The sequence below is a fragment of the Defluviimonas sp. SAOS-178_SWC genome (assembly GCF_039830135.1).
Lineage (GTDB): Bacteria > Pseudomonadota > Alphaproteobacteria > Rhodobacterales > Rhodobacteraceae > Albidovulum.
Map to the genome: position 1 here is coordinate 83102 of NZ_CP156081.1, position 25321 is coordinate 108422.

Consider the following 25321-nt stretch of genomic DNA (forward strand, 5'->3'; position numbering starts at 1 on the left):
TTTTGCGCAGCTTTCGTGCCCTGCGCCAGTCTGATCCGGCTTTTTTAATTTGACAAGCGAAATTATTATCGGCAGCGTTGGTGTAGTTCGGCGAATCCGCCGATGCGGGCGGCAAAGCCCATCAAGGGAGGAACTTATGAACAAGTCCATTCTGGCGGCCGTCGCCCTGGCGGCCGGTTTCGTTGCCAATTCGTCCTGGGCGCAGACCATCGGCGTCAGCTGGTCCAACTTCCAGGAGGAGCGCTGGAAGACCGACGAAGCGGCGATGAAGGCGGCAATCGAGGCGGCGGCCGGCACCTACATTTCGTCCGACGCGCAGAACTCGGCGGCGAAGCAGCTTACCGATGTCGAAGCCCTGATCGCACAAGGCGCCGAAGCGCTTGTCATCCTGTCGGTCGACAAGGACGCCGTCGGCCCCGCCATCGACAAGGCCGCCGCAGAAGGCATCCCTGTTCTCGGCTACGACCGCCTGATCGAGGACAACCGCGCCTTTTACCTGACCTTCGACAACAAGGGCGTCGGCAAGATCATCGCCGAGCAGGTCAAGGCCGCGCAGCCCGAGGGCAATTACGCCATCATCAAGGGCGACAAAGGCGATCCGAACGCAGCCTTCCTTCTCGAAGGCATGATGGAAGTGATCGGCGCCGATGTTGACGCCGGCAAAATCAAGATCGTCGGCGAAACCTTCACCGACGGCTGGAAGCCGGACAACGCCCAGAAAAACATGGAGCAGATCCTGACCGCCAACAACAACGCGGTGGATGCGGTTCTGTGTGAGAATGACGGCATGGCCGGCGGTGCGATCGCGGCCCTTGCGGCGCAGGGCCTCAACGTTCCGGTCGGCGGGCAGGACGGCGATCTCGCCGCGATCAACCGGGTCGCGCGCGGCACGCAGACTGTGTCGGTCTGGAAGGATTCGCGCCAGCTTGGCAAGGCCGCGGGCGATATCGCCGTCGCCATGGCCAAGGGCACCGCGATGGATGCGGTCGAGGGCGCGGTAAAGTGGTCCGGCGGTGAGAAGGGCGTCGAGATGAACGCGATCTTCCTCGCGCCGACACCGATCACCAAGGACAACATCGGCGTCGCAATCGAAGCCGGCCACATCTCGAAAGAGCAGGCCTGCGAAGGCGCGATGGCTGGCGTGAACGGCTGCTGATGTCATGCGAGGCCCGGCGCCGATAGGTGCCGGGCCTTCCTGCGGGGCGCCGGCCCCCGATCCGGCATCCGAATTCCCGGCGCTGGCACCCATCGGCGCGAAGCGTCGCGATTCCACCCCTGACATGGCGGATGAGGACATGAACAAGCCCACCTCCACGACTTCCGGTATCCAGCCCGCCGGTTCGCGCTCCGACGACGGTCCCGTAACCCGCTTCCTGCGGGCCACCGAACTCGACACCCGACTTCTCGGCATGGTCGGCGCGCTCGTACTGATCTGGATCGGGTTCCATCTTTACGGGCAACTGGTGAACGGCTTCGGCGCGTTCCTGACGCCCCGCAACCTGTGGAACCTGTCGGTTCAGACGGCGTCCATCGGGATCATGGCGACCGGCATGGTGCTCGTGATCGTCACGCGCCACATCGACCTGTCGGTGGGCTCGATCCTCGGGTTCTGCGCGATCGTCATGGGTATGATGCAGGTCTATGTCCTGCCGAAATACCTTGGTCTCGGCCATCCGCTGATCTGGGCCATCGCCGTTTTCTGCGGTGTCGCGATCGGGGCCGCGATCGGAGCGTTCCACGGGTTTCTCATCGCCTTCGGCGGCATTCCCGCCTTCATCGTGACGCTGGGCGGTCTTCTGGTCTGGCGCGGCGCCGCCTTTCTCGTGGCTCGGGGCGAGACGATCTCGCCGGTCGACTCGACCTTCGCTCTGCTCGGCGGCGGGCCCTATGGCGCGGTCGGCGCAACCGGAAGCTGGATCGTTGGCCTCCTGGCCTGCGCGGGGATCGTGTTCCTCATCCTCAATGGGCGGAAGCAACGGCACAAGTTCGAGTTCCCGCTGCGCCCGGTCTGGGCCGAGGTCTTCCTGGCCGTGGTCGGCTGCGGGATCGTGATCGGCGCGGTACTTCTGGTGAACGCCTATCCCTGGCCCAAGGGGATCGTGAACCAGTACGCGCAGAGGAACGGGATCACTGTTCCCGAAGGCGGGCTCTTCATCAGCCACGGCTTTGCCATTCCGGTTCTTATCCTCATCGGCGTCGGCATCGCGATGACCTTCCTGATGACAAAGACCCGGTTCGGCCGCTACGTCTTCGCCATCGGCGGCAATCCCGAGGCGGCGGAACTCGCCGGGATCAACACGCGCTGGATGACGGTGAAGATCTTTGCGCTGATGGGGTTCCTCTGCGGGCTCTCCTCCGTGGTCGCCTCCGCGCGCCTGAACTCCGCGACCAACGCGCTCGGCACACTCGATGAGCTTTACGTCATCGCCTCGGCGGTCATCGGCGGCACCTCGCTTGGGGGCGGGATCGGCACGATCTACGGCGCGATCATCGGCGCTCTGGTGATGCAGAGCCTTCAGACCGGCATGGTGCTGATCGGTTTCGACGCCGCGATCCAGCAGGTGGTCGTCGGCTCGGTCCTCGTGCTCGCCGTCTATCTCGACAAGCTTTACCGCAGCCGCTCGAAGTGAGGGTGCCATGAACGCACATGACAGACAGACCCCGCTCGTCGAGATGCGCGACATCTCCATCGCCTTTGGTGGCATCAAGGCGGTCGATCACGTTACGGTCGATCTCTATCCCGGCGAGGTCGTCGGCCTTCTCGGCCACAACGGCGCGGGGAAATCGACGTTGATCAAGTGCCTTTCGGGCGCCTACCATGCCGACAGCGGCGAGATCTTTATCAGTGGTGAGAAAGCCACGATCGAGAACCCCCGTGACGCCCGACGCTACAACATCGAGACGATCTACCAGACGCTCGCCCTGGCCGACAATCTCGACGCCGCCTCGAACCTCTTTCTCGGGCGGGAGCTGACGACCCCGATGGGCCTTGTCGACGAGGTCCACATGGAGGCCGAGGCCCGCAAGATCATGGGGCGCCTCAATCCGAACTTCCGCAAGTTCAACGTGCCGGTCTCCGCGCTTTCGGGTGGCCAGCGCCAGTCGGTCGCCATCGCGCGTGCGGTCTATTTCAACGCCCGGATTCTCATCATGGACGAGCCGACCGCCGCGCTCGGCCCACACGAGACGCAGATGGTCGCGGAGCTGATCCAGGAGTTGAAGGCGCAAGGCCTCGGCATCTTCCTCATCGAGCATGATATCCACAACGTGATGAAACTTTGCGACCGGGCGAGCGTGATGAAGAACGGCCAGCTGGTCGGCACGGTGAATGTGAACGAAGTGACGGACGAGGACATCCTCGGGATGATCATACTTGGCAAGAAGCCCGAAATGGCGGCCTGACGATGTATCTCGGCCTCGATCTTGGCACATCCGGCCTGAAGGGCGTTCTCATCGACGACGGCCAGCGCGTCGTGGCGGAGGCGACGGCGCCGCTGTCCGTCTCGCGGCCGCAGGATGGTTGGTCGGAACAATCCCCCGCCGACTGGATCGCTGCGGCCGAGTCGGTGATCGGCGCGCTTCCCACCGAAGGGCGCGCCGCGATTCGGGGCATCGGCCTTTCCGGGCATATGCACGGGGCGGTGCTTCTCGACCGGTCGGACAACGTGCTTCGGCCGTGCATTCTCTGGAACGACATGCGAAGCCACGCCGAGGCTGCCGAGCTTGATGCCGATCCGCGCTTTCGCGCGATTACCGGCAACATCGTGTTCCCCGGCTTCACGGCGCCCAAGCTCGTCTGGCTGAAACGGCACGAACCGGAGGTCTTCGCCCGCGTGGCGAAAGTGTTGTTGCCCAAAGATTACCTGCGGCTCTGGCTCACCGGAGAGCGTGTGGCCGAGATGTCCGACGCCGCAGGGACAAGCTGGATGGATACCGGCAGACGCACCTGGTCGGAGGAGTTGCTCGCGGCGACCGGGCTGGGCCTAGGCGCAATGCCGCGTCTCGTCGAGGGGTCCGAGGTTTCGGGCCGGATTCGACCCGAGATCACTGCTCGGTTCGGCATTGCTGCGAAAGCCGTGGTGGCTGGCGGCGCGGGGGACAATGCGGCGGCAGCGATCGGCGTCGGCGTCGTTTCGGCCGGGCAGGCCTTTGTCTCTCTCGGGACGTCCGGCGTTCTTTTCGCCGCGAATGACGGGTATCAACCGGACCCGGCGACGGCGGTTCACACGTTCTGCCACGCGCTTCCTGGAAAATGGCACCAGATGGGGGTCATCCTCGCCGCAACCGACGCGCTCAACTGGTTCGCGCGGATCGCCGGAACGGATGCCGGGGCGCTGACCGACGGCCTTGGGGTGCTTCGGGCGCCCGGCAAGACCCGTTTCCTGCCCTATCTCGGCGGTGAGCGGACGCCCCTGAACGACGCGGCAATTCGCGGGGCGTTCATTGGCCTCGAACATGCGACCGATCGGGAAGCGGCAACCCGCGCCGTCCTCGAAGGCGTCGCATTTGCGATCCGCGACTGCCGCGACGCGCTCGCGGCAACCGGCACGAAGATCGAGCGGCTTCTCGCCGTCGGCGGAGGATCGAGATCCGCCTACTGGCTTTCGGCCATTGCGACGGCGCTCAGCACGCCGGTCTCGGTCCCGGTAGCCGGCGATTACGGCGGGGCGTTCGGGGCTGCGCGCCTCGGCCTGATGGCCGCGACCGGAGCGGCGGCAGAGATCGCGTCGGCCCCCCAGATCGACCGCACCTTCAACCCGGATCCCGCGCTGACCGCAGCCTTCGACGAAGGCCATGCCCGTTTCCGCGCCGCCCAAACCGCCATCAAGGGACTGACATGACCGATTTTTTCAAAGACATTCCACAGCTTCGCTACGAAGGGCCGGACAGTTCGAGCGACTTCGCCTTCCGCCACTACAATCCCGACGAATTGGTGATGGGTAAACGGCTTGAGGACCACCTGCGCTTCGGCGTCGCCTACTGGCACAGTTTCGCCTGGCCGGGGGGCGATCCCTTCGGCGGCCAGACCTTCGACCGGCCGTGGTTCGGCGACACGATGGCGCGCGCGAAACTGAAGGCGGACGTGGCGTTCAAGATGTTCGACATCCTGAACGCCCCGTTCTTCTGCTTCCACGATGCGGACGTTCGCCCGGAAGGGGAGAGCTTCGCGGAGAGTTTGAGGAACTTCGAAGAGATCGTCGATTACTTCGCCGCAAAGATGGAAACCCATCGCACCCGGCTGCTCTGGGGCACGGCGAACCTCTTCTCGCACCGCCGGTTCATGGCGGGCGCTGCAACCAACCCGGACCCGGATGTCTTCGCCTGGTCGGCCGCCACTGTGAAGGCTTGCATGGATGCGACGAAGAAGCTCGGTGGGCAGAATTATGTCCTTTGGGGCGGCCGCGAGGGGTACGAGACGCTTCTCAACACCGATCTTTCGCGCGAAGCCGAACAAGCCGGCCGCTTTCTTCAGATGGTTGTCGATTACAAGCACAAGATCGGGTTCGATGGGGCGATCCTGATCGAGCCGAAGCCGCAGGAGCCGTCGAAGCACCAGTACGACTATGACGTGGCGACCGTTTATGGTTTCCTCAAACGTTTCGGGCTTGAGACAGAAGTAAAGGTGAATATCGAACAGGGCCATGCGATCCTCGCCGGTCACTCGTTCGAACACGAACTCGCCCTTGCGTCGTCCCTCGGTCTCTTCGGGTCGATCGACATGAACCGCAACGACTACCAGTCGGGCTGGGATACCGACCAGTTCCCCGACAGCGTACCGGAAATGGCGCGCGCCTATTACGAGGTCATCCGCGCCGGCGGCTTCACGACCGGCGGCACCAACTTCGATGCCAAGCTCAGGCGGCAATCGCTGGATCCCGAGGACCTGATCCTCGCCCATGCCGGCGCGATGGATGTCTGCGCGCGCGCGTTCAAGGCGGCGGCTGCGTTGTTTGAGGACGGATCGCTCGAACGGGCGCGGGCCGAACGCTATGCGGGGTGGGATGATCCGGCGAATATTGCGATGCTGTCGTCTGGAACGCTGGACTCGATATCGGCCAGGGTTCTCGCAACCGATCTCGATCCGCAGCCGCGATCTGGTCGACAGGAGCGATTGGAGAACCTCTGGAATCGTTTCGTCTGAGAGCGAATCGGCCGGAATGGCCGTTTTAACGTTGTAAAGCGCCGTCCTTGAACCGATGAGTTTTTGCGCTCATTTCCCGCCGCTTAGGTGATTTCGGCGTTCAAACCGGCGTATTGGCACCGATTCCGCGAAGTTTGGCGGCATGAATCCGCCGTTCTTTGGCGTTCTCCGCGTTCGGAAAAAATTATGCTTAACGAATCTGTAACAAATCAACTCATAGTTTAACTCCTGTCACCGGAGAGTGGGGGTTTTCCGGAGCAACCTGGCAAGGAGAGTTCCGGAATGGCTGCCCCCCTGTTCGAGTTTGGCGACGATGTCGTACACGTTCAGTCGCGCCGACTTTACCCCGCTGCCGGAAAGCGCCTTCTAGACCTGACGCTTCTAGTCCTGATGATGCCGGTAGTGGTGCCGTTGATCGCGCTAATACTCGTGGTTTCGTCAGCCGGCGGGGGCCAGGCGCTGTATTCCCAGCCTCGTGTTGGCCGTCATGGGAAGTTGTTCCGGTGCTGGAAGGTTCGCACGATGATACCCGACGCCGATGCGGCGCTGGCGCGGATCCTGCACGACGATCCGGCTCTGGCCGAGGAATGGAGAACGACCCAGAAGCTCGTGTGCGACCCCCGAGTGACCCGGTTCGGGGCGCTCCTCCGACGTACCAGCCTCGACGAGTTGCCGCAGCTCTGGAATGTCCTGAATGGCACGATGAGCCTTGTCGGGCCACGGCCGTTCACGCCGGACCAGCGCGGGCTTTACCGAAACGGACGGGCCGATGCCGACTATTACCGCTTGCGTCCGGGCATTACCGGGCTCTGGCAAGTCAGCCGCCGCAATCGCGGGTCATTCTCGGAGCGGGCGACCTATGACAGCGTTTATCGAACGCAACTGGGCGTCTGGACCGACCTCGCGATCCTTGCCCGCACCCTCGTCGTTGTCTTTCGCGCCACCGGCGTCTGATCAGGCGAAGCGCTTCCAGATCGCCGCGTCGCCCAAACCCGCGACGAACGCCGCATGGGCTTCTGCCTCCTCGGCGCTCAGCCTCGGGGGCAATGGGTTCGGCCTCGGACCCGGACGCCAGCTTTCCGCCGCTGATTGTCCGGGACCGCCAACATCGACCGACAATCCGAAATCCGGCTGGCGACCCCCGATCAGCTCCAGGTAGACCTCCGCCAGAAGCTCGCTGTCGAGAAGGGCGCCGTGCTTCTCTCGCGCCGAATTGTCGATCGCGAAGCGCCGGCAGAGCGCATCGAGCGAGGCAGGGGACCCGGGGAATTTCCGCCGCGCGATCGCGACTGTGTCGAGGGCGCGGTCCATGGCGATGATCGGCAGGCTGGCCCAGCCAAGCTCGGCATTGAGGAACTTCATGTCGAAGGCGGCATTGTGGATCACCAGCCGGGAATCCGCGCCGATGAAGTCGAGGAATGCCGCAGCCACGGCGGCAAAGGGCGGCTTGTCGCGAAGGAACTCATCACCGAGGCCGTGGACGTCGAACGCCTCTTTCGGCATCGCGCGCTCAGGATTGATGTACTGGTGATAGACCCTGCCGGTCGGCATGTGGTTGAGGAGTTCGATGGCGCCGATCTCGACAATGCGGTGGCCTTCGGCGGGTTCGAATCCGGTGGTCTCGGTATCAAGGACGATTTCACGCATTTGGGCCTCCGATCTTCCTGATCACGTCTCGGACTGCGGCGCGGGCGGCGTCGAGGGTCAGAGTCTCGACCACGAATGTGGCGCGGGCACGCTTTTCGGCGTCGGGCATCTGGCGGGCGAGGATGGTGGCGAATTGCGGCTCTGTCATCCCGGGGCGGGCGAGAACCCGGGCGCGCTGGGTCTCCTCCGGCACGGTGACGACGAGGGTCGCATCAAGCTTTGCCTCGGCGCCGGTCTCGAACAGAAGGGGGATGTCTAGGACGACCAATCGGGCGCCTGCGGCGGCGGCCTTCGCGATGAAAGCGGCGCGATCGGCGGCAACAAGCGGATGGATCACGGCTTCGATCCGGGACAGGGCGGTTGAATCAGCGGATATCCATTCCTTGAGCCGCGCCCGGTCGACAGCCCCTTCATGAAGCGCTTCGGGACGCAGCGCCATGATCGCCTCCACCGCCGCACCGCCGGGCATATAGAGCCGATGGACGGCGGCGTCCGCGTCCCAGACGGGTACGCCTTCTTCGGCGAACATTGCCGCGGTCGTGGACTTGCCCATGCCGATCGAGCCGGTGAGGCCAAGCAGGAACGGACGTGTCATTCCGCCAGAACCGCGTCGCGCACCGACTGATCTACTTCGGGCCGGACACCGAACCAGCGCTCGAAGGCCGGGGCGGCCTGATGGATGAGCATGCCGAGCCCGTCGACGGTGACGCAGCCAATCTCTGCCGCTTCCTCGAGAAGCTTCGTGCGGAGAGGCGTATAGACGAGGTCGGTGACAACGGCGCTTGGCGACAGCGCATCTAGCGGCACCCGGAAATCGGGTTTCCCGGTCATGCCAAGCGAGGATGTGTTCACCACCGTCGCCGCGCCTTCCATCATGTTCCCGGCCTGGACCCAGTCATGGACGACGACCTTGGCGCCGAATTCCTGGCGAAGCGCCTCAGCCCGAGTGCGGGTGCGGTTTGCCAGACGGATCTCAGGGACGCCAACCTCGATCAGCGACGCGATCACGGCACGCGCGGCACCGCCCGCGCCGATGACGGCGGCGGGCCCGGCAGCGGGAGTCCAACCGGGGGCATTTTGCCGCAAATTGGCGATGAAACCGTAGCCGTCCGTGTTGTCGGCGTGGATTCGGCCATCCTTGCGGAAAATGAGGGTGTTCGCCGCCCCGATCAGCGCCGCGCGATCGGTCACGACGTCTGCCAGTGCGAGCACGCTTTCCTTGTGCGGAATGGTAACGTTGACGCCGACGAAGCCGGCCTTCGGCAGTGTCGCGATGACCTCCCGCAGGTCGGCCTGGGTGACATCCATCGGGATGTAGTAGCCGGCTATCCCGTAACTTTTCAGCCAATGGCCATGTAGCCGCGGCGATTTCGAATGCGCGACGGGTGAGCCGATGACGCCGGCGAGAGGAATGCGGGGATGATCGTTCATGAGGCGATGTCGCCCCGAATGCCGAGCCAGGTCAAGAGCTCGATCAGTGGCAAGCCGAGAATGGTGAAGTAATCGCCTTCGATGCGGGCGAAAAGCCGCACGCCTTCCTCCTCGAGCTTGTAGCAGCCGACGCTGTGGCGGATGCTTTCCCAGTTTCGCTCGACATAGTCATCAATGTAACTGTCCGATATGTGCCGCATCGTCAGCCGTGCCTGACCGACGTGGCGCCAGAGTGGCTCTCCTGCCTGAAAGACGACCGCGGCCGAATGAAGCCGATGAGTCCTGCCGGACAGTGCACGGAGCTGGGCGCGCGCCGCTTCCGGATCATCGGGTTTCGAAAAAACCTCGCCGCCGCAATCGAGGATCTGGTCACAGCCGAGAACGAGCGCTTCGGGATTTCGGTCACTTCCCTTGCGGGCCTTCATCTCTGCCAGGGCGTCGGCAAGATCGCGCAGCGATGCATTTTCTGCGGTGAAGGATGCCCGGATCGTCTCTTCGTCGATGCGGGCCGGGCGAGCCTCGAACGAAAGGCCGGCGTTCTTCAAAAGCGTGGCGCGAATTTCAGAGCCGGAGGCAAGGATGAGAAGCGGGGTCATGGATGACTCTGTGGGTAAGGCGCGGGGAAAGCAGCGTAAGGATGTCGGGATAGGTTTATGTCTGGCGGGAACTGGGGACAGAAGGGGAGGCCTGTCAAGAACCGCGGGAAATCCTGCTCATGTGCAAAGTGGAGTCCGCGTGGTGTGGAAAAGGAACTGTTCCCCGGTATTTTCCCATCAGTCATGCACAGCCGATCAGGATGGTTATGATAATTAACCATTTGTTTCGTATATGTATTTTTCATCAAGTTTAGAGTCAGACGAGTTCGCCACGAATTCATCCACAGGGGTTCGTGAGTGTGTGGCATTGACCGGGAAACCCGGAAATCCACATCATCCACAGGGCCAATAACATCATCCTCTCTTTCTTTTTTCTTTTCTTTTATAAGAGGAGAACCTGGCAACGTTGCGAAAGGACCTGTCGTGATCGGCGATTTTCTAGCCTCGGTCTATCCCTGGACCAAAGCGCTTCACGTGATGTCGGTGATCTCCTGGATGGCCGGTCTGTTCTATCTGCCGAGACTGTTCGTCTACCACGTCGAGCAGATCGAGCAGGGCAGCGAGACGGACAGGCTGTTTCAGGTGATGGAGAGGAAACTCCTTCGGCTGATCATGAACCCGGCGATGACGGCGACGTGGATCTTTGGGCTCGCGCTCGTTTTCACGCCCGGGATCGCGGATTGGTCGGAGGTCTGGCCCTGGACCAAGGCCGTGTCGGTCCTGACAATGACCTGGTTTCACCATTGGCTTGGCTACCGTCGAAAGGACTTCATGGCAGGCGCCAACACGCGAAGCGGCAGAACCTACCGGATGATGAACGAAGTTCCGACGGTCCTGATGATCATCATCGTCGCGTCCGTCATCGTGAAATTCTGACCCTCGGTTGACTCGGGGCTCTCCCCGGGTGTATTCGCGCCGAAAGCCCCGCCGTCCGGACCGGGGTTATTCCCCTGATGATATATCGCGCCAGCTTCCCGTTTGCGCCTGATCCGAGTGGTTTTTTCAAGATGACCCATGAACGCCTGAACCTTGCCGATCTCAAGGCCAAGAGCCCTGCCGACCTTCTGTCGATGGCGGAGGAGTTGGAGGTCGAGAACGCGTCGACCATGCGCAAGGGCGAGATGATGTTCTCGATCCTGAAGGAGCATGCCGAGGAAGGGTGGGAAATCGGCGGGGACGGGGTGCTGGAAGTGCTTCAGGACGGGTTCGGGTTCCTGCGCTCGCCGGAAGCGAACTACCTTCCGGGTCCGGACGATATCTATGTCAGCCCCGAGATGTTGAGGCAGTATTCGCTGCGCACCGGGGACACGGTGGAAGGCGTCATTCGCGCGCCGGGTGAAAATGAGCGCTATTTCGCGCTGACGAAGGTGACAGCGATAAACTTCGAGGTTCCGGAAAAGGCGCGTCACAAGGTGGCGTTCGACAACCTCACGCCCCTTTACCCGGATGAACGGCTGAAGATGGAGATCGAGGATCCGACGATCCGCGACCGTTCGGCCCGCATCATCGACCTTGTAGCGCCGATCGGGAAGGGCCAGCGCGGTCTGATCGTTGCGCCGCCGCGGACAGGCAAGACGGTGCTTCTTCAAAACATCGCGCATTCGATCGCATCGAACCATCCGGAATGCTACCTCATCGTTCTCCTGATCGACGAACGGCCGGAAGAAGTTACCGACATGCAGCGGAGCGTGAAGGGCGAGGTGGTGTCCTCGACCTTCGACGAACCGGCCACCCGGCACGTCGCGGTCGCGGAAATGGTCATCGAGAAGGCCAAGCGCCTCGTTGAGCACAAGCGCGATGTCGTGATCCTGCTCGACTCGATCACGCGTCTCGGCCGAGCGTTCAACACTGTCGTGCCGTCTTCGGGCAAGGTGCTGACGGGCGGTGTCGATGCCAACGCGCTTCAGCGGCCGAAGCGGTTCTTCGGGGCGGCGCGGAACATCGAGGAGGGCGGGTCGCTCACCATCATCGCTACCGCGCTGATCGATACCGGCAGCCGGATGGACGAGGTGATCTTCGAGGAATTCAAGGGGACGGGTAACTCCGAAATCGTCCTCGACCGCAAGGTGGCGGACAAGCGGGTCTTCCCGGCGATGGATATCCTCAAGTCGGGAACGCGGAAGGAGGACCTGCTGGTCGACAAGAACGACCTGCAGAAAACCTATGTCCTGCGCCGCATCCTGAACCCGATGGGGACAACGGACGCCATCGAATTCCTGATCTCCAAGCTCAAGCAGACGAAGACGAATTCGGAATTCTTCGACTCGATGAACGCCTGACTTGTTGTTTTAAAACAATAGGTTATTAGTATGGATACGATCTATGCCCTGGCCTCGGCGCGGGGGAAGGCAGGTGTTGGCGTCATCCGCATCTCGGGGCCTCAGGCATGGGAAGCGGTGATGGCTCTGGCCGGGCGCCTTCCCGGACCTCGGTATGCCGGGCTGCGCCGGTTGCGGCTTGGCGGCGAGGCATTGGACGATGCCCTTGTGCTGACCTTTGAGGCCGGTGCCAGCTTTACCGGAGACGAATCGGCGGAGCTTCATGTCCACGGAGCGACTGCGACCGTGCGGGCTGTGCTTTCAGCCCTTGGCGCGCAGCCGGGTTTGCGTCTGGCGGAAGCGGGAGAGTTCACCCGGCGGGCGCTGGAAAACGGACGACTGGACCTGGCGCAGGTGGAGGGGCTCGCCGATCTCATCGAGGCCGAGACGGAGGCGCAGCGCAAACAGGCGTTGAAGGTTTTGTCGGGCGCGATTGGGGCATGCGCGGAATCTTGGCGCCGCGACCTGATCCGCGCGGCGGCCCTTCTTGAGGCGACGATCGACTTTTCCGACGAGGATGTTCCCGTCGATGTGACCCCTGACGTCCTGAAGCTGATCGAAACGGTTGCCGACGGTCTGAACAGAGAACTGCGCGGCTTCGGAGCGGCGGAACGGATTCGCGACGGATTTGAGGTTGCGATCGTCGGGAGGCCGAATGCCGGCAAGTCGACGCTGTTGAACGCCCTGGCGGGGCGGGAGGCCGCGATAACGTCCGAGGTGGCGGGGACAACGCGGGATGTGATCGAGGTCCGGATGGATCTGGACGGTCTGTCGGTCGCGCTGCTGGACACGGCTGGTCTGCGCGAGGCGACGGACGCCATTGAGGAGATTGGTGTGCGACGCGCTTTGGAGCGGGCAAGGTCCGCCGACCTACGAATCTTTCTTCTCGATTCCGATGAGGCCGTTCCGATGCTCGACCCAAAGCCGGGGGACATTCTGGCACGGAGCAAGGTCGATCTTGGCTCGAATGGGGGGGAGGGCGTTCTCAGCCTTTCGGGTATTACCGGCGAAGGTCTCGCGGATCTGATCGAACGGGTTACTGGTGAGTTGGGTGCGCGCGCGGCATCCGCCGGGGTGATGACGCGGGAAAGGCACCAGCAAGCAATTCTGAACGCTATTTCATCTATGGAATCGGCCAAGGATGAAGTAAGGAACGGCGCAAACCGAACCGAGTTTGCTGCGGAACATTTGCGGCGAGCGATCCGGGCCCTTGATTCGCTGGTCGGCCGTGTCGATGTGGAGCATCTTCTGGACGATATCTTCGCCAGCTTCTGCATCGGCAAATGAGGAGTGTTTCACGTGAAACATCTTGATGTCATTGTCGTGGGCGGCGGTCATGCCGGCACCGAGGCCGCGCATGCAGCCGCGCGACTGGGCGCGAAAACGGCGCTTGTCACGTTACGGCGCGATGCGATTGGCGTCATGTCCTGCAACCCAGCGATTGGCGGTCTGGGCAAGGGGCATCTCGTGCGGGAGATTGATGCGCTTGATGGGGTCATGGGCCGCATCGCTGATCGCGGAGGTATCCAGTTCCGTCTTCTGAATCGGCGCAAAGGGCCGGCCGTTCAGGGTCCACGCGCGCAGATTGACCGCCGGATCTATCGCGATGCGATGCTGGCGGAAACCGAAGCGCGCGAGAATTTGAGCATTATCGAAGGTGAAGCCGTTGACTTTCTGATGGACGGACAGCGGGTTGGCGGGATTCGTCTCTCAGACGGGAGCGAAATCCGCGGCCGCTGTGTCGTCCTTACATCGGGAACGTTTCTGCGCGGCGTGATCCATATTGGCGATGTCCGCCAGCCCGGCGGACGCATGGGTGATCGGCCATCGGTTGCGCTGGCAGAGCGGATTGATGGATTTGGGCTGCCACTTGGCCGTTTGAAAACCGGCACACCGCCGCGGCTAGATGGGCGCACCATCAACTGGGACGAGTTGGACATGCAGCCCGGCGACGATGATCCGGCGATGTTTTCCTTCCTGAACGACCGGCCTTTTGTCCGTCAGATCAGTTGCGGGATCACGCATACCAACGAACGAACGCATGCGCTCATCCGCGATAATCTCGAGCGGTCTGCGATGTATGGCGGTCATATCGAAGGCGTCGGCCCGCGCTACTGCCCGTCGATCGAGGACAAGGTCGTCCGCTTCGCCGACAAGACCTCGCATCAGGTCTTCTTGGAACCCGAGGGGTTGGACGACCCCACGATCTATCCGAACGGGATTTCGACGTCGCTTCCGCAGGACGTCCAGGAGGCCTATGTGCGATCGATTGCGGGGCTCGAGAACGTGACGATCCTGCAACCCGGCTACGCGATCGAATACGATTATGTCGATCCGCGCGCCTTGCGTCCGACGCTGGAGCTCAAGGATGTTCCCGGCCTCTATCTTGCGGGTCAGATCAATGGAACTACAGGATATGAGGAAGCGGCAGCGCAAGGACTCGTCGCCGGCCTTAACGCGGCGCAATCCGCGCGGGCGGGCGAGGACGTGGTTTTCAGCCGATCGCAAAGCTACATTGGCGTGATGATCGATGATCTGGTGACGCGGGGAGTCTCGGAGCCCTACCGTATGTTTACGTCCCGCGCCGAGTTCCGACTGTCTCTGCGGGCCGATAATGCCGACCAACGTCTAACAGCGCTCGGGATCGACGTTGGTTGCGTCGGGGCGGAGCGGCGCCGGGCCTTCGATGTCAAAATGGAAGCACTCGACACCGGCCGTGCGGCGCTTGATGCCCTCTCTCTGACCCCAAGGGAGGCTGTGGCCTATGGGATCAACGTCGGCCAGGACGGTCAGCGTCGGTCCGGATTCCGGCTCCTTTCGTTTCCGGGGATCACCTTCGACGATCTGGAGAAAGCTGCGCCGGAACTGTCGTCAATCGCTTCCGATATCAAGGAACAACTCGCGCGCGACGCAACTTATGCGACCTATATCGACCGGCAAACGGCCGATGTCGAGGCCATGCGACGGGAAGAAGCGCACGAGATTCCCGACGATTTCGACTACACGGCCCTGACCGGCCTTTCGATTGAACTGAAGGGCAAGCTATCGCATGCCCGGCCGCGGACGCTCGCGCAGGCGGGGCGGATAGACGGGATGACGCCGGCGGCGTTGACGTTGATCCTCGCGTCGCTTCGGCGATCCGAAAGGCAGCGATCGGCAGGATGACGGAATCGACAGCGACCCTGCCCGGGCGGGATGTTTCACGTGAAACAGCAGAAAAACTGAGGCGGTTTGAAGCGCTGATCCGGAAATGGAACCCCGTTATCAATCTCGTGTCCCGGACCACCATTGAAGATCTGCGCACCCGCCACTTCCTTGATTCCACGCAGATTTTCGATCTTGCTCCGGCAGGTGCAAAACATTGGGTCGATCTTGGCAGCGGTGGCGGCTTCCCGGGCTTGATCGTCGCCATCCTTGCGGCGGATGAGCGGCCGGACCTTTCGGTGACGCTCATCGAAAGCGATCAGCGTAAGGCTGCGTTTCTGACGACCGCCGCGAGAGAATTGGGGATCTCCCCCAGGGTCATCACCGAGCGGATCGAAACTGTCGCGCCAATAGGCGCCGACGTTCTGTCCGCGCGCGCCCTCGCGCCGCTCGATACGCTGCTCTCCTTCGCGGAGCGTCATCTTGCCCCCGGCGGTACCGCGATCTTCCCGAAAGGGGCCAATCATCAAGCCGAGCTCGAACAGGCGCTTGAACATTGGCGGTTCTCCTATCAAAAGGTACCCAGCAAGACCGACGCGGCAGGCGTCATCCTGATCATCGGAGGTATTTCTCGTGTCTGACCCGACCCGTCCGCCGGGCCCGAGAATTATCGCTGTCGCAAATCAGAAGGGCGGCGTCGGCAAGACCACGACCGCGATCAACCTAGCTGCAGCCCTCACGGAGGACGGGTTGAGCGTCCTTCTTGTCGATCTTGACCCGCAGGGCAACGCGTCGACCGGCCTTGGGGTGGAGCCGGCACAGCGGGAAAAGACGACATACGATCTTTTGATCGAGGATGCGGCGCTCCTCGACGTCATCCGCCCGACCCAAGTGGAGGGGCTGTGGCTCTGCCCGGCAACGACCGATCTTTCGTCCGCGGATATCGAGCTCGTCGCCAATGAAAAACGCAGCTTTCTTCTCCACGATGCGCTCCGCCAGCCCGCGATCGACAGTTTCGAGTTCGACTACATCCTGATCGACTGCCCGCCCTCGCTTAGCCTTCTGACGGTCAACGCAATGGTGGCCGCGCACTCCGTTCTCGTTCCGCTTCAGGCGGAATTCTATGCGCTTGAAGGCTTGTCGCAGCTCATGCTGACGATTCGCGAAGTCCGACATTCCGCGAATCCCGATCTGAGGATCGAAGGCGTCATCCTCACGATGTACGACAGCCGCAACAACCTCTCGCAGCAGGTGGAGGCGGACGCCCGCGCCAATCTCGGCGATCTCGTCTACAGGACGGTGGTGCCACGCAACGTGCGCCTCAGCGAGGCGCCCTCCTATGCGGTGCCGGTCCTGAGTTATGATACGATGTCCAAAGGCAGCATCGCCTATCGCGCGCTCGCACAGGAGATTCTCGCGCGGCACAAGAGGAACTAGGGGGCATTCATGGCCGACAAGAAAATCGAACGGCGCGGACTTGGGCGCGGGTTGTCGGCCCTCATGGCCGATGTCCATCTGGGGGCGGGCGAAGATCGAAACAGCGACACGCTGCGGCGCGCCGATACCCGTCTCCCCGTCGAGAAGATTGAACCCAACCCCGATCAGCCCCGCCGCGATTTCGCCCCGGACGCACTGGCGGAACTGGCCGAATCCATCCGCGTCAAGGGCATTATCCAGCCGCTGATTGTTCGGGAAAATCCAAGAAAAACAGGAAGTTACGAAATCGTTGCCGGCGAACGCCGCTGGCGCGCCGCACAGTTGGCGCAGTTGCACGATGTTCCGGTCCTGATCCGGGATTTCGATGACACGGAGGTTCTCGAGGTCGCCATCATCGAGAACATCCAGCGCGCCGATCTCAACGCGATCGAAGAGGCGCTCGGCTATCGCCAGCTGATGGATCGCTTTGGCCACACCCAGGAAAAGCTCGCCGAGGGGCTCTCCAAAAGCCGCAGCCATATCGCGAACCTCCTGCGTCTTCTGACGCTGCCGGAAGATGTGCAGACCTGGCTCCGCGAAGGCCAACTATCCGCAGGCCATGCCCGGGCGCTTATCACCACCGCCGACCCGGTGGCGCTTGCCCGGCAGGTCATCGCCAAAGGCCTCTCCGTCCGCGAGACGGAACGGCTGGCCAAGGCGCCCCCAAAACCCGCCGCGCCCCGTACTGATCGCCGGCAGGAAAAGGATGCGGACACCCGGGTTCTCGAACAGGATCTGTCGGCCAATCTGAAAATGAAGGTCGTCATCGACCACAAGGGCCATGACGGCGGGCATCTCGTGATCACCTACAAGACGCTTGAGCAACTCGATGAACTCTGCCAGCTCCTGTCACAAACGAACTGACGGTCAGGTGTTCGGCCGAGTCCAGATGAAGACCGAGACCGCGAACAGCACCAGCGCCTGAACGCCGAGCACCCAGGCCTTCAGCCCGAGCGCGACGGAGACCAGAAACGCCGCCGCGATGGAGCCTGACGCCAGCCATTTCGCCCTCCGGTCAATCGCGCCGCGCTCCCGCCACGCCGAAGTCGGCGGACCAAAAACCGGATGCGCGAGGAGCCAGTGGTGCAGGCGTTCCGACGACCGGCTGAACGCAAAGGCCGACAGCAAGAGAAACGGCACCGTCGGCAAGAGTGGCAGGAAGATCCCGGCAGCGCCAAGCGCCAGGGACGACGCGCCGAGAATAAGCCAGGCCACCCGGATCACGGCATCAGTTCCCGAATGACGGCATTGAGGACAGCACGCCCCTCACGCGTCGCCACCAGACGCGACCCGGTCCGGCGGACCATCCCGATTTCATCCAGCCTGTCTATCGCGGCCTCGGAGAGCGGTTGGCCCGCCAACGCCGCATAGCGCTCAATATCTAGCCCCTCCGTCAACCGCATGCACATCATCAGGTATTCACTGGCTTGATCCGCCGCCGTCAGTGGTTCACGCGGCGACTCGCCGTGACCCGCCGTCTCCACCTGCCGCAACCAGGCGGACGGGGCCCTCGGCGTCTCTGTCGCAACCCGACGCCCATTCAGGGTCAACCGGCCATGCGCGCCCGGCCCGATACCGGCATAGTCGCCATAGCGCCAGTAGACGAGATTGTGCCGGCTCTCCGCCCCCTCTCGGGCGTGATTGGAGACCTCATAGGAAGGCATCCCGGCTTCTTCCAAAATTTCCTGCGTTTTCAGATACATATCTGCTGCGAGGTCGTCTTCCGGCAGCCCCTTCAACCCACCCGCGGCATGACGCGCACCAAAGGCGGTGCCATCTTCGATGGTCAATTGGTAGAGCGACAGATGATCCACAGCCATTGCCAGCGCTTCGCGCAGCTCCGTCTCCCAACCCGCCAGGGCCTGGTCCTGCCTTGCATAGATCAGGTCGAAACTTACCCGGTCGAACGCCCCTCGTGCCACATCAAACGCTGCCCGCGCTTCTGCCACCGAATGGAGCCGGCCAAGACGCCGAAGATCGGCGTCATTCAGCGCCTGAATGCCCATCGAGACGCGGTTGACCCCGGCCTCGGCATATCCCCGAAAGCGGCCGGCCTCGACGCTGCCCGGATTGGCCTCCAGCGTAATCTCGGCGTCGTTCGACATCGGCCAGGTGGCGCGGATCTTTTCGATGATCGCGGCGACAAGATCCGGATCCATCAGCGACGGCGTGCCGCCACCAAAGAAGACCGTGTTGAGAATCCGCCCTTGGGTCTCGTTGCCGACCCGTTCGATCTCGCTCAGATAGGCGTTTTGCCAACGGGATTGGTCGATCTCCGCCGCGACATGGGAGTTGAAGTCGCAATATGGGCATTTGGAGGCGCAGAACGGCCAATGCAGGTAAAGCCCGAACCCGCCGTGCCGCCAGTCCTCCACAGTCAGCCCTTGAACGCCGTGACTTCGATCTCGACGTTCATTTCCGGCCTGATCAGACCCGCTATGACCATTGTCGCGGCAGGACGAATCTCGGCGAAGGCTTCGCCCAAAGCGGGGACAAGCTCGTCGACCAGAGCCGGGTCGGTGACGGTGTACTGAACACGCACGATGTCCTCCATCTGGAAGCCCGCTTCGGTCAGAACGCTGCGAATCGTGTCGAAGCAATTGCGCGCCTGATCGGCGATCCCGTCCGGAATCACCATGGTCTTGTAATCATATCCGGTTACGCCCGAGACAAAGCACCAATCGCCCTTCACGATGGCCCGGCTGTAGCCCATCGTCGCCTCGAAAGGTGAGCCCGTGGAAATTCTCTTCATGCTTTTGCACCCTCGAAACAGGCAACCAGTTTTCCGAACGCATCCGCGCGGTGGCTGATCCGGTTCTTCTCGGCCGAGTCCATCTCCGCAAAGGTGATGTCGTAGCCGTCGGGCTGGAACATCGGATCATAGCCGTGGCCCTGCATGCCGCGCATCGGCCAGACGACCTGTCCCTCGACCTTACCGGCGAAGACCTCGTCATGCCCGTCCGGCCAGGCCAGTACCATTGTCGCGCGAAACCGCGCCGTTCGGGGGTAGGGGGCGTTCGCCGCTTCCAGTTCGCTCCACGTCCGGGTCATCGCCTGGACGAAATCCCGCCCCGTCTGTGTCACCGCCCAATCGGCAGTGTAGACGCCCGGCGCGCCGCCAAGCCCGTCCACCTCGATGCCGCTGTCGTCGGCGAGCGCCGGCAACCCCGTCGCCTTCGCCGCTGCATGGGCCTTGATCCGCGCATTGCCGGCGAAGGTGTCCTCGGTTTCTGCGGGCTCCGGCAACCCCATCTCGGCAGCACTCACGCAGGCAATGCCATAGGGCTTCAGAAGCTCGGCAATCTCTTCGAGCTTGCCTCTGTTGTGGGTCGCCACCAGAAGCCGCTTGCCCGAGAATGTCCGCATCAGACCGCCGCCTTTTGCGCCTCGACCAAGGTCGCGATACCACTCTCGGCGAGGTCGAGGAGCTTGTTCATTTCATCGCGGGAAAACGTGGCGCCCTCCGCTGACATCTGGACCTCGATCAGCCGGCCACGACCGGTCAGGATGAAATTCCCGTCCGTCCCGGCTTCGCTGTCCTCGGCGTAGTCAAGGTCAAGCACCGACTGCCCGGCGTAGATCCCGCAGGAGACGGCGGCAACGTGGTCGACGAGCGGATCGCTGATGACCGCGCCGGCCTTGATCAGCTTGTTGACCGCCAGACGCAAAGCCACCCAACCGCCGGTAATGGAGGCGCAGCGCGTGCCGCCATCGGCCTGGATCACATCGCAATCGACGACGATCTGCCGTTCGCCAAGCGCGACGCGGTCCACGCCGGCGCGCAGCGCGCGACCGATCAGCCGTTGAATTTCCTGCGTTCTACCGGATTGCTTGCCCGCCGCCGCCTCGCGCCGGTTGCGTGTGTTGGTAGCACGCGGCAACATCCCGTATTCGGCCGTTACCCAGCCGAGCCCGGTTCCCTTCAGGAACGACGGCGCCTTGTCCTCGACGGTCGCGGTGCACAAGACGTGCGTATCCCCGCAGCGGATCAGGCAAGATCCCTCGGCGTGTTTCGTCACGCCCGTTTCAATCGCGATCTCGCGCATCGCGTCGAGCTTCCGGCCAGAGGGTCTCATGTCTTGTCCTTTCGTCCGTTCGCCGCCAATTACAGGCCCCCCGCGCGCCGACGCAACCCCGATTGACGTCGCCACCACTGGCTCTTTTACTGGCGGGGACCATATAGATAGGGCGATGACCGACCGACCGAACATCCTTGCCGAATTGAACGACCGCTCGCGGGAGGTTTTCCGCCGGGTCGTCGAAGGCTACCTCGACAGCGGCGGACCGGTCGGATCGCGGACCCTCACCCGGTCGATGAGCGAGCAGATCTCTGCCGCGACGATCCGTAACGTCATGCAGGACCTTGAATACCTCGGCCTCCTCGACAGCCCGCACACCTCTGCGGGCCGCATTCCGACGCAACTCGGCCTTCGGATGTTCGTCGACGGATTGATGGAGGTTTCGACCCTGTCCCTGCAGGATCGAGAGGCGATCGACGCGACTGCGAGCGCGAATGAGCCCGGCATCGCGACCATGCTCGACCGCATCGGCCAGGCGCTTTCTGGCATCACACACGGGGCGAGCCTCGTCCTGACTCCCAAGCACGAAGCCCCGATCCGCCATATCGAGTTCGTCAGCCTCGCCCCGGATCGGGCGCTTGTGGTGCTTGTCTTCGCCGACGGTCATGTCGAAAATCGCGTCTTCGCGCCGCCTGCCGGTCAGACGCCGTCATCGATGCGCGAAGCCGCGAACTTTCTTAACGCGCTCGCTGAAGGCCGCACCTTTTCCGAACTCCGCGTTCAGATGAACACAGAAATCGCGCGGCGCCGGCAGGAGCTCGACAGTGCCGCCCGGGCGCTCGTCGAAAGCGGACTCGCGGTTTGGGAAAACCCCGGCGAATCCCATGAACGGCTCATCGTCCGCGGCCGTGCGAACCTGATCGACCAGGCCGACGAGGCCGATCTGGACCGCATCCGCACCCTCTTTGACGACCTCGAGCGCAAGCGCGACATCGCCGAATTCCTCGAACTTGCGGAGGCCGGGGAAGGCGTGCGCATTTTTATCGGGTCGGAGAACAAGTTATTCTCACTTTCGGGTTCCTCTCTGGTGGTGTCTCCCTATATGAACGCTGACCGTAAGATCATCGGCGCCGTGGGCGTGATCGGTCCGACGCGGCTCAATTACGGGCGCATCGTTCCGATCGTCGACTACACGGCGCAGCTTGTCGGGCGGATGCTGTCCGGCGAGCGAAAGGGATAGACCATGAGTGAGATGAAGAAAGACGAGATTGCCGAGGATCAGGCGCTGATGGGCGAAGAGGGGCTCGAGACCGAGGTGATGGCCGATGAGCTCGAGGCGCTCCGGGCCGAACGCGACGAGATGCGCGACCGATTCATGCGGGCGCTCGCTGACGCGGAGAATATCCGCAAGCGGGGCGAACGCGACCGTCGCGAGGCCGAGCAGTATGGCGGCTCGAAACTCGCCCGCGATCTCCTGCCGGTCTACGACAACCTCAAGCGCGCGCTGGATGCGGCGGGGGACGAGACGCGCAACATGGCCAAGGGGCTCGTGGAAGGTGTCGAGCTGACGATGAAGGAACTGATCGCGATCCTTGGCAAGCATGGCGTGCAGCCGGTCGCGCCGGCGGTCGGTGACGCCTTCGACCCGCAGGTTCATCAAGCAATGTTCGAAGCCCCCGTGCCGGGCACCAAGGCGGGCGACATCATCCAGGTGATGACCGAGGGCTTCATGCTGCACGAACGGCTTCTGCGCCCCGCGCAGGTCGGTGTTTCCTCGACGCCGAAATCGTGACCTTTCCGTAAGGTGGGTTTTTTGCCCACCTTACTTCGTCAGACATCCCCGCAGATCATAAAGCGCCGCGAGCGCCTCCAGCGGTGTCATCTCATCGGGATGCAGCGCGGCAAGGCGATCTTCCAGCTCCGACGGACCTTTCTCGGCGCGGGGTGGGGCAACCGGGGCCACGCTGAACAGGGGCAGGTCGTCGATCAGCGTGTGTTTGCGGGTGCCGCCCTCGCGTTCGCCTTTCTCAAGCGCCTCCAGAACCACCTTCGCCCGTTCGACGACCGCAGCGGGCAACCCGGCAAGGCGCGCGACCTGCACACCGTAGCTGCGGTCGGCGGCGCCCTTTCGGACCTCGTGCAGGAAGATCACTTCGCCTTCCCATTCCTTCACGGCGACCGTCGCGTTCTCCACGCCGCCGAGCTTCGCGGCAAGCGCCGTCATCTCGTGGTAATGCGTGGCGAAGAGCGCCCGCGCGCGGTTCACGTCGTGCAGGTGTTCAAGCGTCGCCCAGGCGATGGACAGACCGTCATAGGTCGCGGTGCCGCGACCGATCTCATCGAGGATGACCAGCGCGCGGTCGTCGGCCTGATTGAGGATCGCTGCGGTCTCCACCATCTCGACCATGAAGGTGGACCGCCCCCGGGCAAGGTCGTCGGCCGCACCGACCCGGCTGAAAAGCTGGCTGACGAGGCCGATATGCGCGCGGCGCGCCGGGACGAAGCTGCCGGCCTGTGCCAGGAGGGCGATGAGGGCGTTCTGGCGCAGGAAGGTGGATTTACCGGCCATGTTCGGTCCGGTCAGAAGCCAGATCGCCGGGGTGTCGCCCCCGGTCAGGTGGCAATCATTGGCGATGAAGGGCTCGCCTGTCCGTGTCAGCGCGCGTTCGACGACCGGGTGGCGGCCGCCGTCGATCACGAATGCGCGGCTATCGTCCACCTGCGGTTCGGACCAGTCCTCGCCCCGCGCGAGATCGGCGAAGGCCGCCGTCAGGTCGATCTCGGCAAGCGCCCGCGCGGCATCGGAAATCAGGGTGGACGCATCGAGGATCATGGCTTTCAGGCCGTCATAGAGCCTTTTTTCGATCTCGAGCGCGAGGTTCCCGGCATTCAGGATCCGGGTCTCCATCTCCGACAGCGGCACGGTGGTGAACCGCACCTGGTTGGCCGTCGTCTGCCGATGGATGAAGACTTCGTTCAGCGGCGCGGAGAGCATCTTTTCGGCATGGGCCGCCGTGGTTTCGATGAAATAGCCGAGCACGTTGTTGTGCTTGATCTTCAGGCTCTGGATTCCGGTCTGCTCGACGTAGTCCGCCTGCATCCGGGCGATGACGCCGCGTCCCTCGTCGCGGAGCTGGCGCGCCTCGTCGAGTTCCGCATTGTGGCCAGCCGCGATGAAGCCACCGTCCCGAACGAGAAGCGGCGGATCGGGAACGAGCGCCGCACCGAAATAGGCGACGAGGTCGTCATGCCCGGTGAGCGCACGGGCCGCTTCGGTAAATCGCGCCGGCACCTCGCCGGACAGCCGTCGTGCGACGGATCCGGCCTCGGCGAGGCCGGATCGGATCGCGACCAGATCGCGAGGCCCGCCGCGGTCGAGCGCCAGCCGTGAAAGCGCGCGGTCCATGTCCGGCGCTTTCCTCAGATCATCGCGCAGCGAAGCGCAAAGCCGCGACTCCTCCGTCAGGAACCGCACAGCGTCCAGCCGCGCGCGAATTTCCGTCAGATCGCGGGAGGGGGCGGAGAGCCTGCGTTCCAGAAGCCGCGCGCCGGCAGCCGTAACGGTGCGGTCGATGGCGGCGATCAGCGAGCCGTCGCGTCCGCCCGAAAGGCTTTGGGTGATCTCCAGGTTCCGCCGTGTCGAGGCGTCGATCTGGACCGAACCGCCGGGCAGTTCCCGGACCGGCGGGCGCAAAAGCGGCAGCTTCCCTCGCTGGGTCAGTTCCAGGTATTCGACGATGGCGCCCAGGGCCGATATCTCGGCCCGGCCGAAGCTGCCGAAAGCGTCGAGCGAAGCGACATCGTAAAGCGCGCAAAGCCGCTTTTCCGCCCCGGCGCTGTCGAAGGAGGCCCGCGACAGCGGCGTCATCGCGGCGCCGGAATCAGAGACGATTCCGGCCAGATCCGCCTCTTTCGTCTCACTCACCACGACCTCGCGCGGGGCGAGCCGCGCCAGTTCGGGGCCAAGCCGCGCAATCGGGCAGGGGATCACCCGCACCTCGCCCGTCGAAATGTCCGCCCAAGAGAGCGCGGCTTCGTCCCGCACCTCGGCCCAGGCGGCGAGGAAGTTGTGCCGCCGCGCCTCGAGGAGCGATTCCTCGGTCAGGGTCCCGGGCGTCACCAGCCGCACCACGTCGCGCGCGACCACGGATTTCGACCCACGCTTCTTCGCTTCGGCCGGGTCCTCCATCTGTTCGGCGATGGCGACGCGGAAGCCCTTGCGGATCAGCGTCAGCAGGTAGCCCTCGGCCGCATGCACGGGCACGCCGCACATCGGGATGTCCTGCCCCAGATGCTGGCCGCGCTTCGTCAGCGCGATGTCGAGCGCGGAGGCCGCCGCCTCGGCGTCGTCGAAGAACATCTCGTAGAAATCGCCCATCCGGTAGAAGAGAAGCGCGTCCGCGTAGCGCCCCTTGATCTCCAGATATTGCGCCATCATCGGCGTCACATTGGCGTCGGCAGACACGCACACCCCCTAGAACTGCTGGCGGACCCTACAAAACGCGACAACCGGGGAAAAGCGGCAAATCCTTTGGATTGTGACAACCG

Annotated in this window: 25 protein-coding genes; 15 read left to right on the forward strand and 10 right to left on the reverse strand. The window is 63.3% G+C overall.

Annotated features, from left to right (window positions below):
- Positions 1-136: 136 nt before the first annotated feature.
- From V5734_RS01260 to V5734_RS01285, 6 genes are all read left to right on the forward strand, one after another.
- Positions 137-1156, forward strand: a complete 1020-nt coding sequence (locus V5734_RS01260) for a substrate-binding domain-containing protein (RefSeq protein ID WP_347311726.1) — start codon at positions 137-139, stop codon at positions 1154-1156.
- A 139-nt stretch (positions 1157-1295) separates the two neighbouring features.
- On the forward strand, positions 1296-2630 hold the full coding sequence (locus V5734_RS01265; protein WP_432759655.1) for a sugar ABC transporter permease: 1335 nt from the start codon (positions 1296-1298) through the stop codon (positions 2628-2630).
- A gap of 7 nt (positions 2631-2637) precedes the next feature.
- Entirely contained in the window at positions 2638-3402 is a 765-nt protein-coding gene (locus V5734_RS01270) for an ATP-binding cassette domain-containing protein (protein ID WP_347311727.1), read from the forward strand.
- A 2-nt stretch (positions 3403-3404) separates the two neighbouring features.
- Complete coding sequence (xylB, locus tag V5734_RS01275) at positions 3405-4841, forward strand: xylulokinase (protein ID WP_347311728.1); 1437 nt, start codon at positions 3405-3407, stop codon at positions 4839-4841.
- Positions 4838-6142, forward strand: a complete 1305-nt coding sequence (gene xylA / locus V5734_RS01280) for a xylose isomerase (RefSeq protein WP_347311729.1) — start codon at positions 4838-4840, stop codon at positions 6140-6142. Before xylB ends, xylA begins: the two co-directional genes overlap by 4 nt.
- 393 nt (positions 6143-6535) lie before the next feature.
- The gene (locus tag V5734_RS01285) at positions 6536-7096 is read left to right on the forward strand and encodes a sugar transferase (RefSeq protein WP_347313694.1); all 561 of its coding nucleotides are present in this window, start codon (positions 6536-6538) and stop codon (positions 7094-7096) included.
- Here V5734_RS01285 and dnaQ read toward each other — a convergent pair whose 3' ends face one another.
- From dnaQ to V5734_RS01305, 4 genes are read right to left on the reverse strand one after another with little or no spacing between them, the layout of a single operon-like run.
- Complete coding sequence (dnaQ, locus tag V5734_RS01290; protein ID WP_347311730.1) at positions 7097-7789, reverse strand: DNA polymerase III subunit epsilon; 693 nt, start codon at positions 7787-7789, stop codon at positions 7097-7099. It lies immediately after the preceding gene.
- Positions 7782-8384, reverse strand: coding sequence for a dephospho-CoA kinase (coaE, locus tag V5734_RS01295; protein WP_347311731.1), 603 nt, complete (start codon positions 8382-8384; stop codon positions 7782-7784). The genes dnaQ and coaE overlap by 8 nt, the downstream gene beginning before the upstream one ends.
- Entirely contained in the window at positions 8381-9220 is an 840-nt protein-coding gene (locus V5734_RS01300) for a shikimate dehydrogenase (protein ID WP_347311732.1), read from the reverse strand. Before V5734_RS01300 ends, coaE begins: the two co-directional genes overlap by 4 nt.
- Complete coding sequence (locus V5734_RS01305; RefSeq protein WP_347311733.1) at positions 9217-9816, reverse strand: Maf family protein; 600 nt, start codon at positions 9814-9816, stop codon at positions 9217-9219. The genes V5734_RS01300 and V5734_RS01305 overlap by 4 nt, the downstream gene beginning before the upstream one ends.
- 477 nt (positions 9817-10293) lie before the next feature.
- Between V5734_RS01305 and V5734_RS01310 the strand changes: the two genes are divergently transcribed.
- The 7 genes from V5734_RS01310 to V5734_RS01340 all read left to right on the forward strand — a co-directional run bounded on the left by V5734_RS01310 (position 10294) and on the right by V5734_RS01340 (position 17618).
- The gene (locus V5734_RS01310; protein ID WP_347313695.1) at positions 10294-10692 is read left to right on the forward strand and encodes a CopD family protein; all 399 of its coding nucleotides are present in this window, start codon (positions 10294-10296) and stop codon (positions 10690-10692) included.
- A 131-nt stretch (positions 10693-10823) separates the two neighbouring features.
- Positions 10824-12095: a transcription termination factor Rho gene (rho, locus tag V5734_RS01315; RefSeq protein ID WP_347311734.1), complete on the forward strand. Its 1272-nt coding sequence runs from the start codon at positions 10824-10826 to the stop codon at positions 12093-12095.
- A gap of 30 nt (positions 12096-12125) precedes the next feature.
- Positions 12126-13421, forward strand: a complete 1296-nt coding sequence (gene mnmE, locus V5734_RS01320; RefSeq protein ID WP_347311735.1) for a tRNA uridine-5-carboxymethylaminomethyl(34) synthesis GTPase MnmE — start codon at positions 12126-12128, stop codon at positions 13419-13421.
- A gap of 3 nt (positions 13422-13424) precedes the next feature.
- Positions 13425-15299: a tRNA uridine-5-carboxymethylaminomethyl(34) synthesis enzyme MnmG gene (gene mnmG / locus V5734_RS01325; RefSeq protein ID WP_347311736.1), complete on the forward strand. Its 1875-nt coding sequence runs from the start codon at positions 13425-13427 to the stop codon at positions 15297-15299.
- The gene (rsmG, locus tag V5734_RS01330) at positions 15296-15919 is read left to right on the forward strand and encodes a 16S rRNA (guanine(527)-N(7))-methyltransferase RsmG (protein WP_347311737.1); all 624 of its coding nucleotides are present in this window, start codon (positions 15296-15298) and stop codon (positions 15917-15919) included. The genes mnmG and rsmG overlap by 4 nt, the downstream gene beginning before the upstream one ends.
- Complete coding sequence (locus V5734_RS01335; RefSeq protein WP_347311738.1) at positions 15912-16715, forward strand: ParA family protein; 804 nt, start codon at positions 15912-15914, stop codon at positions 16713-16715. The genes rsmG and V5734_RS01335 overlap by 8 nt, the downstream gene beginning before the upstream one ends.
- 9 nt (positions 16716-16724) lie before the next feature.
- Entirely contained in the window at positions 16725-17618 is an 894-nt protein-coding gene (locus V5734_RS01340) for a ParB/RepB/Spo0J family partition protein (protein ID WP_347311739.1), read from the forward strand.
- 3 nt (positions 17619-17621) lie between these two features.
- Here V5734_RS01340 and V5734_RS01345 read toward each other — a convergent pair whose 3' ends face one another.
- The 5 genes from V5734_RS01345 to rph are packed head-to-tail and all read right to left on the reverse strand — an operon-like array spanning position 17622 to position 20830.
- Positions 17622-17975 (reverse strand): YbaN family protein, encoded by a 354-nt coding sequence (locus V5734_RS01345; RefSeq protein WP_347313696.1) that lies wholly within the window; start codon positions 17973-17975, stop codon positions 17622-17624.
- Positions 17975-19129 (reverse strand): radical SAM family heme chaperone HemW, encoded by a 1155-nt coding sequence (gene hemW, locus V5734_RS01350; RefSeq protein WP_347311740.1) that lies wholly within the window; start codon positions 19127-19129, stop codon positions 17975-17977. The genes V5734_RS01345 and hemW overlap by 1 nt, the downstream gene beginning before the upstream one ends.
- A 2-nt stretch (positions 19130-19131) precedes the next feature.
- The gene (locus V5734_RS01355) at positions 19132-19506 is read right to left on the reverse strand and encodes a RidA family protein (RefSeq protein WP_347311741.1); all 375 of its coding nucleotides are present in this window, start codon (positions 19504-19506) and stop codon (positions 19132-19134) included.
- Positions 19503-20120 carry an RdgB/HAM1 family non-canonical purine NTP pyrophosphatase gene (rdgB, locus tag V5734_RS01360; protein ID WP_347311742.1) on the reverse strand — a complete coding sequence of 206 codons (618 nt, stop codon included), beginning with the start codon at positions 20118-20120 and terminating at the stop codon, positions 19503-19505. Before rdgB ends, V5734_RS01355 begins: the two co-directional genes overlap by 4 nt.
- Positions 20120-20830 (reverse strand): ribonuclease PH, encoded by a 711-nt coding sequence (gene rph, locus V5734_RS01365; protein WP_347311743.1) that lies wholly within the window; start codon positions 20828-20830, stop codon positions 20120-20122. Before rph ends, rdgB begins: the two co-directional genes overlap by 1 nt.
- Before the next feature lie 115 nt (positions 20831-20945).
- Here rph and hrcA point away from each other — a divergent pair, with 115 nt between their 5' ends.
- Positions 20946-22013: a heat-inducible transcriptional repressor HrcA gene (gene hrcA / locus V5734_RS01370; RefSeq protein ID WP_347311744.1), complete on the forward strand. Its 1068-nt coding sequence runs from the start codon at positions 20946-20948 to the stop codon at positions 22011-22013.
- A 3-nt stretch (positions 22014-22016) separates the two neighbouring features.
- Positions 22017-22565 carry a nucleotide exchange factor GrpE gene (locus tag V5734_RS01375; protein WP_347311745.1) on the forward strand — a complete coding sequence of 183 codons (549 nt, stop codon included), beginning with the start codon at positions 22017-22019 and terminating at the stop codon, positions 22563-22565.
- A gap of 30 nt (positions 22566-22595) precedes the next feature.
- Here the strand turns inward: V5734_RS01375 and mutS are convergent, their stop codons facing one another.
- Positions 22596-25211, reverse strand: a complete 2616-nt coding sequence (mutS, locus tag V5734_RS01380; RefSeq protein ID WP_347313697.1) for a DNA mismatch repair protein MutS — start codon at positions 25209-25211, stop codon at positions 22596-22598.
- Positions 25212-25321 lie beyond the last annotated feature (110 nt).

What these genes read in the sequence shown, in the direction of transcription:
- V5734_RS01260 (WP_347311726.1), top strand. Translation starts at nt 137, where the DNA reads ATGAACAAGTCCATTCTGGCGGCCGTCGCCCTGGCGGCCGGTTTCGTT.
- V5734_RS01265 (WP_432759655.1), top strand. Translation starts at nt 1,296, where the DNA reads ATGAACAAGCCCACCTCCACGACTTCCGGTATCCAGCCCGCCGGTTCG.
- V5734_RS01270 (WP_347311727.1), top strand. Translation starts at nt 2,638, where the DNA reads ATGAACGCACATGACAGACAGACCCCGCTCGTCGAGATGCGCGACATC.
- xylB (WP_347311728.1), top strand. Translation starts at nt 3,405, where the DNA reads ATGTATCTCGGCCTCGATCTTGGCACATCCGGCCTGAAGGGCGTTCTC.
- xylA (WP_347311729.1), top strand. Translation starts at nt 4,838, where the DNA reads ATGACCGATTTTTTCAAAGACATTCCACAGCTTCGCTACGAAGGGCCG.
- V5734_RS01285 (WP_347313694.1), top strand. Translation starts at nt 6,536, where the DNA reads ATGCCGGTAGTGGTGCCGTTGATCGCGCTAATACTCGTGGTTTCGTCA.
- dnaQ (WP_347311730.1), bottom strand. Translation starts at nt 7,789, where the DNA reads ATGCGTGAAATCGTCCTTGATACCGAGACCACCGGATTCGAACCCGCC.
- coaE (WP_347311731.1), bottom strand. Translation starts at nt 8,384, where the DNA reads ATGACACGTCCGTTCCTGCTTGGCCTCACCGGCTCGATCGGCATGGGC.
- V5734_RS01300 (WP_347311732.1), bottom strand. Translation starts at nt 9,220, where the DNA reads ATGAACGATCATCCCCGCATTCCTCTCGCCGGCGTCATCGGCTCACCC.
- V5734_RS01305 (WP_347311733.1), bottom strand. Translation starts at nt 9,816, where the DNA reads ATGACCCCGCTTCTCATCCTTGCCTCCGGCTCTGAAATTCGCGCCACG.
- V5734_RS01310 (WP_347313695.1), top strand. Translation starts at nt 10,294, where the DNA reads ATGTCGGTGATCTCCTGGATGGCCGGTCTGTTCTATCTGCCGAGACTG.
- rho (WP_347311734.1), top strand. Translation starts at nt 10,824, where the DNA reads ATGACCCATGAACGCCTGAACCTTGCCGATCTCAAGGCCAAGAGCCCT.
- mnmE (WP_347311735.1), top strand. Translation starts at nt 12,126, where the DNA reads ATGGATACGATCTATGCCCTGGCCTCGGCGCGGGGGAAGGCAGGTGTT.
- rsmG (WP_347311737.1), top strand. Translation starts at nt 15,296, where the DNA reads ATGACGGAATCGACAGCGACCCTGCCCGGGCGGGATGTTTCACGTGAA.
- V5734_RS01340 (WP_347311739.1), top strand. Translation starts at nt 16,725, where the DNA reads ATGGCCGACAAGAAAATCGAACGGCGCGGACTTGGGCGCGGGTTGTCG.
- V5734_RS01355 (WP_347311741.1), bottom strand. Translation starts at nt 19,506, where the DNA reads ATGAAGAGAATTTCCACGGGCTCACCTTTCGAGGCGACGATGGGCTAC.
- rdgB (WP_347311742.1), bottom strand. Translation starts at nt 20,120, where the DNA reads ATGCGGACATTCTCGGGCAAGCGGCTTCTGGTGGCGACCCACAACAGA.
- rph (WP_347311743.1), bottom strand. Translation starts at nt 20,830, where the DNA reads ATGAGACCCTCTGGCCGGAAGCTCGACGCGATGCGCGAGATCGCGATT.
- hrcA (WP_347311744.1), top strand. Translation starts at nt 20,946, where the DNA reads ATGACCGACCGACCGAACATCCTTGCCGAATTGAACGACCGCTCGCGG.
- V5734_RS01375 (WP_347311745.1), top strand. Translation starts at nt 22,017, where the DNA reads ATGAGTGAGATGAAGAAAGACGAGATTGCCGAGGATCAGGCGCTGATG.
- mutS (WP_347313697.1), bottom strand. Translation starts at nt 25,211, where the DNA reads ATGATGGCGCAATATCTGGAGATCAAGGGGCGCTACGCGGACGCGCTT.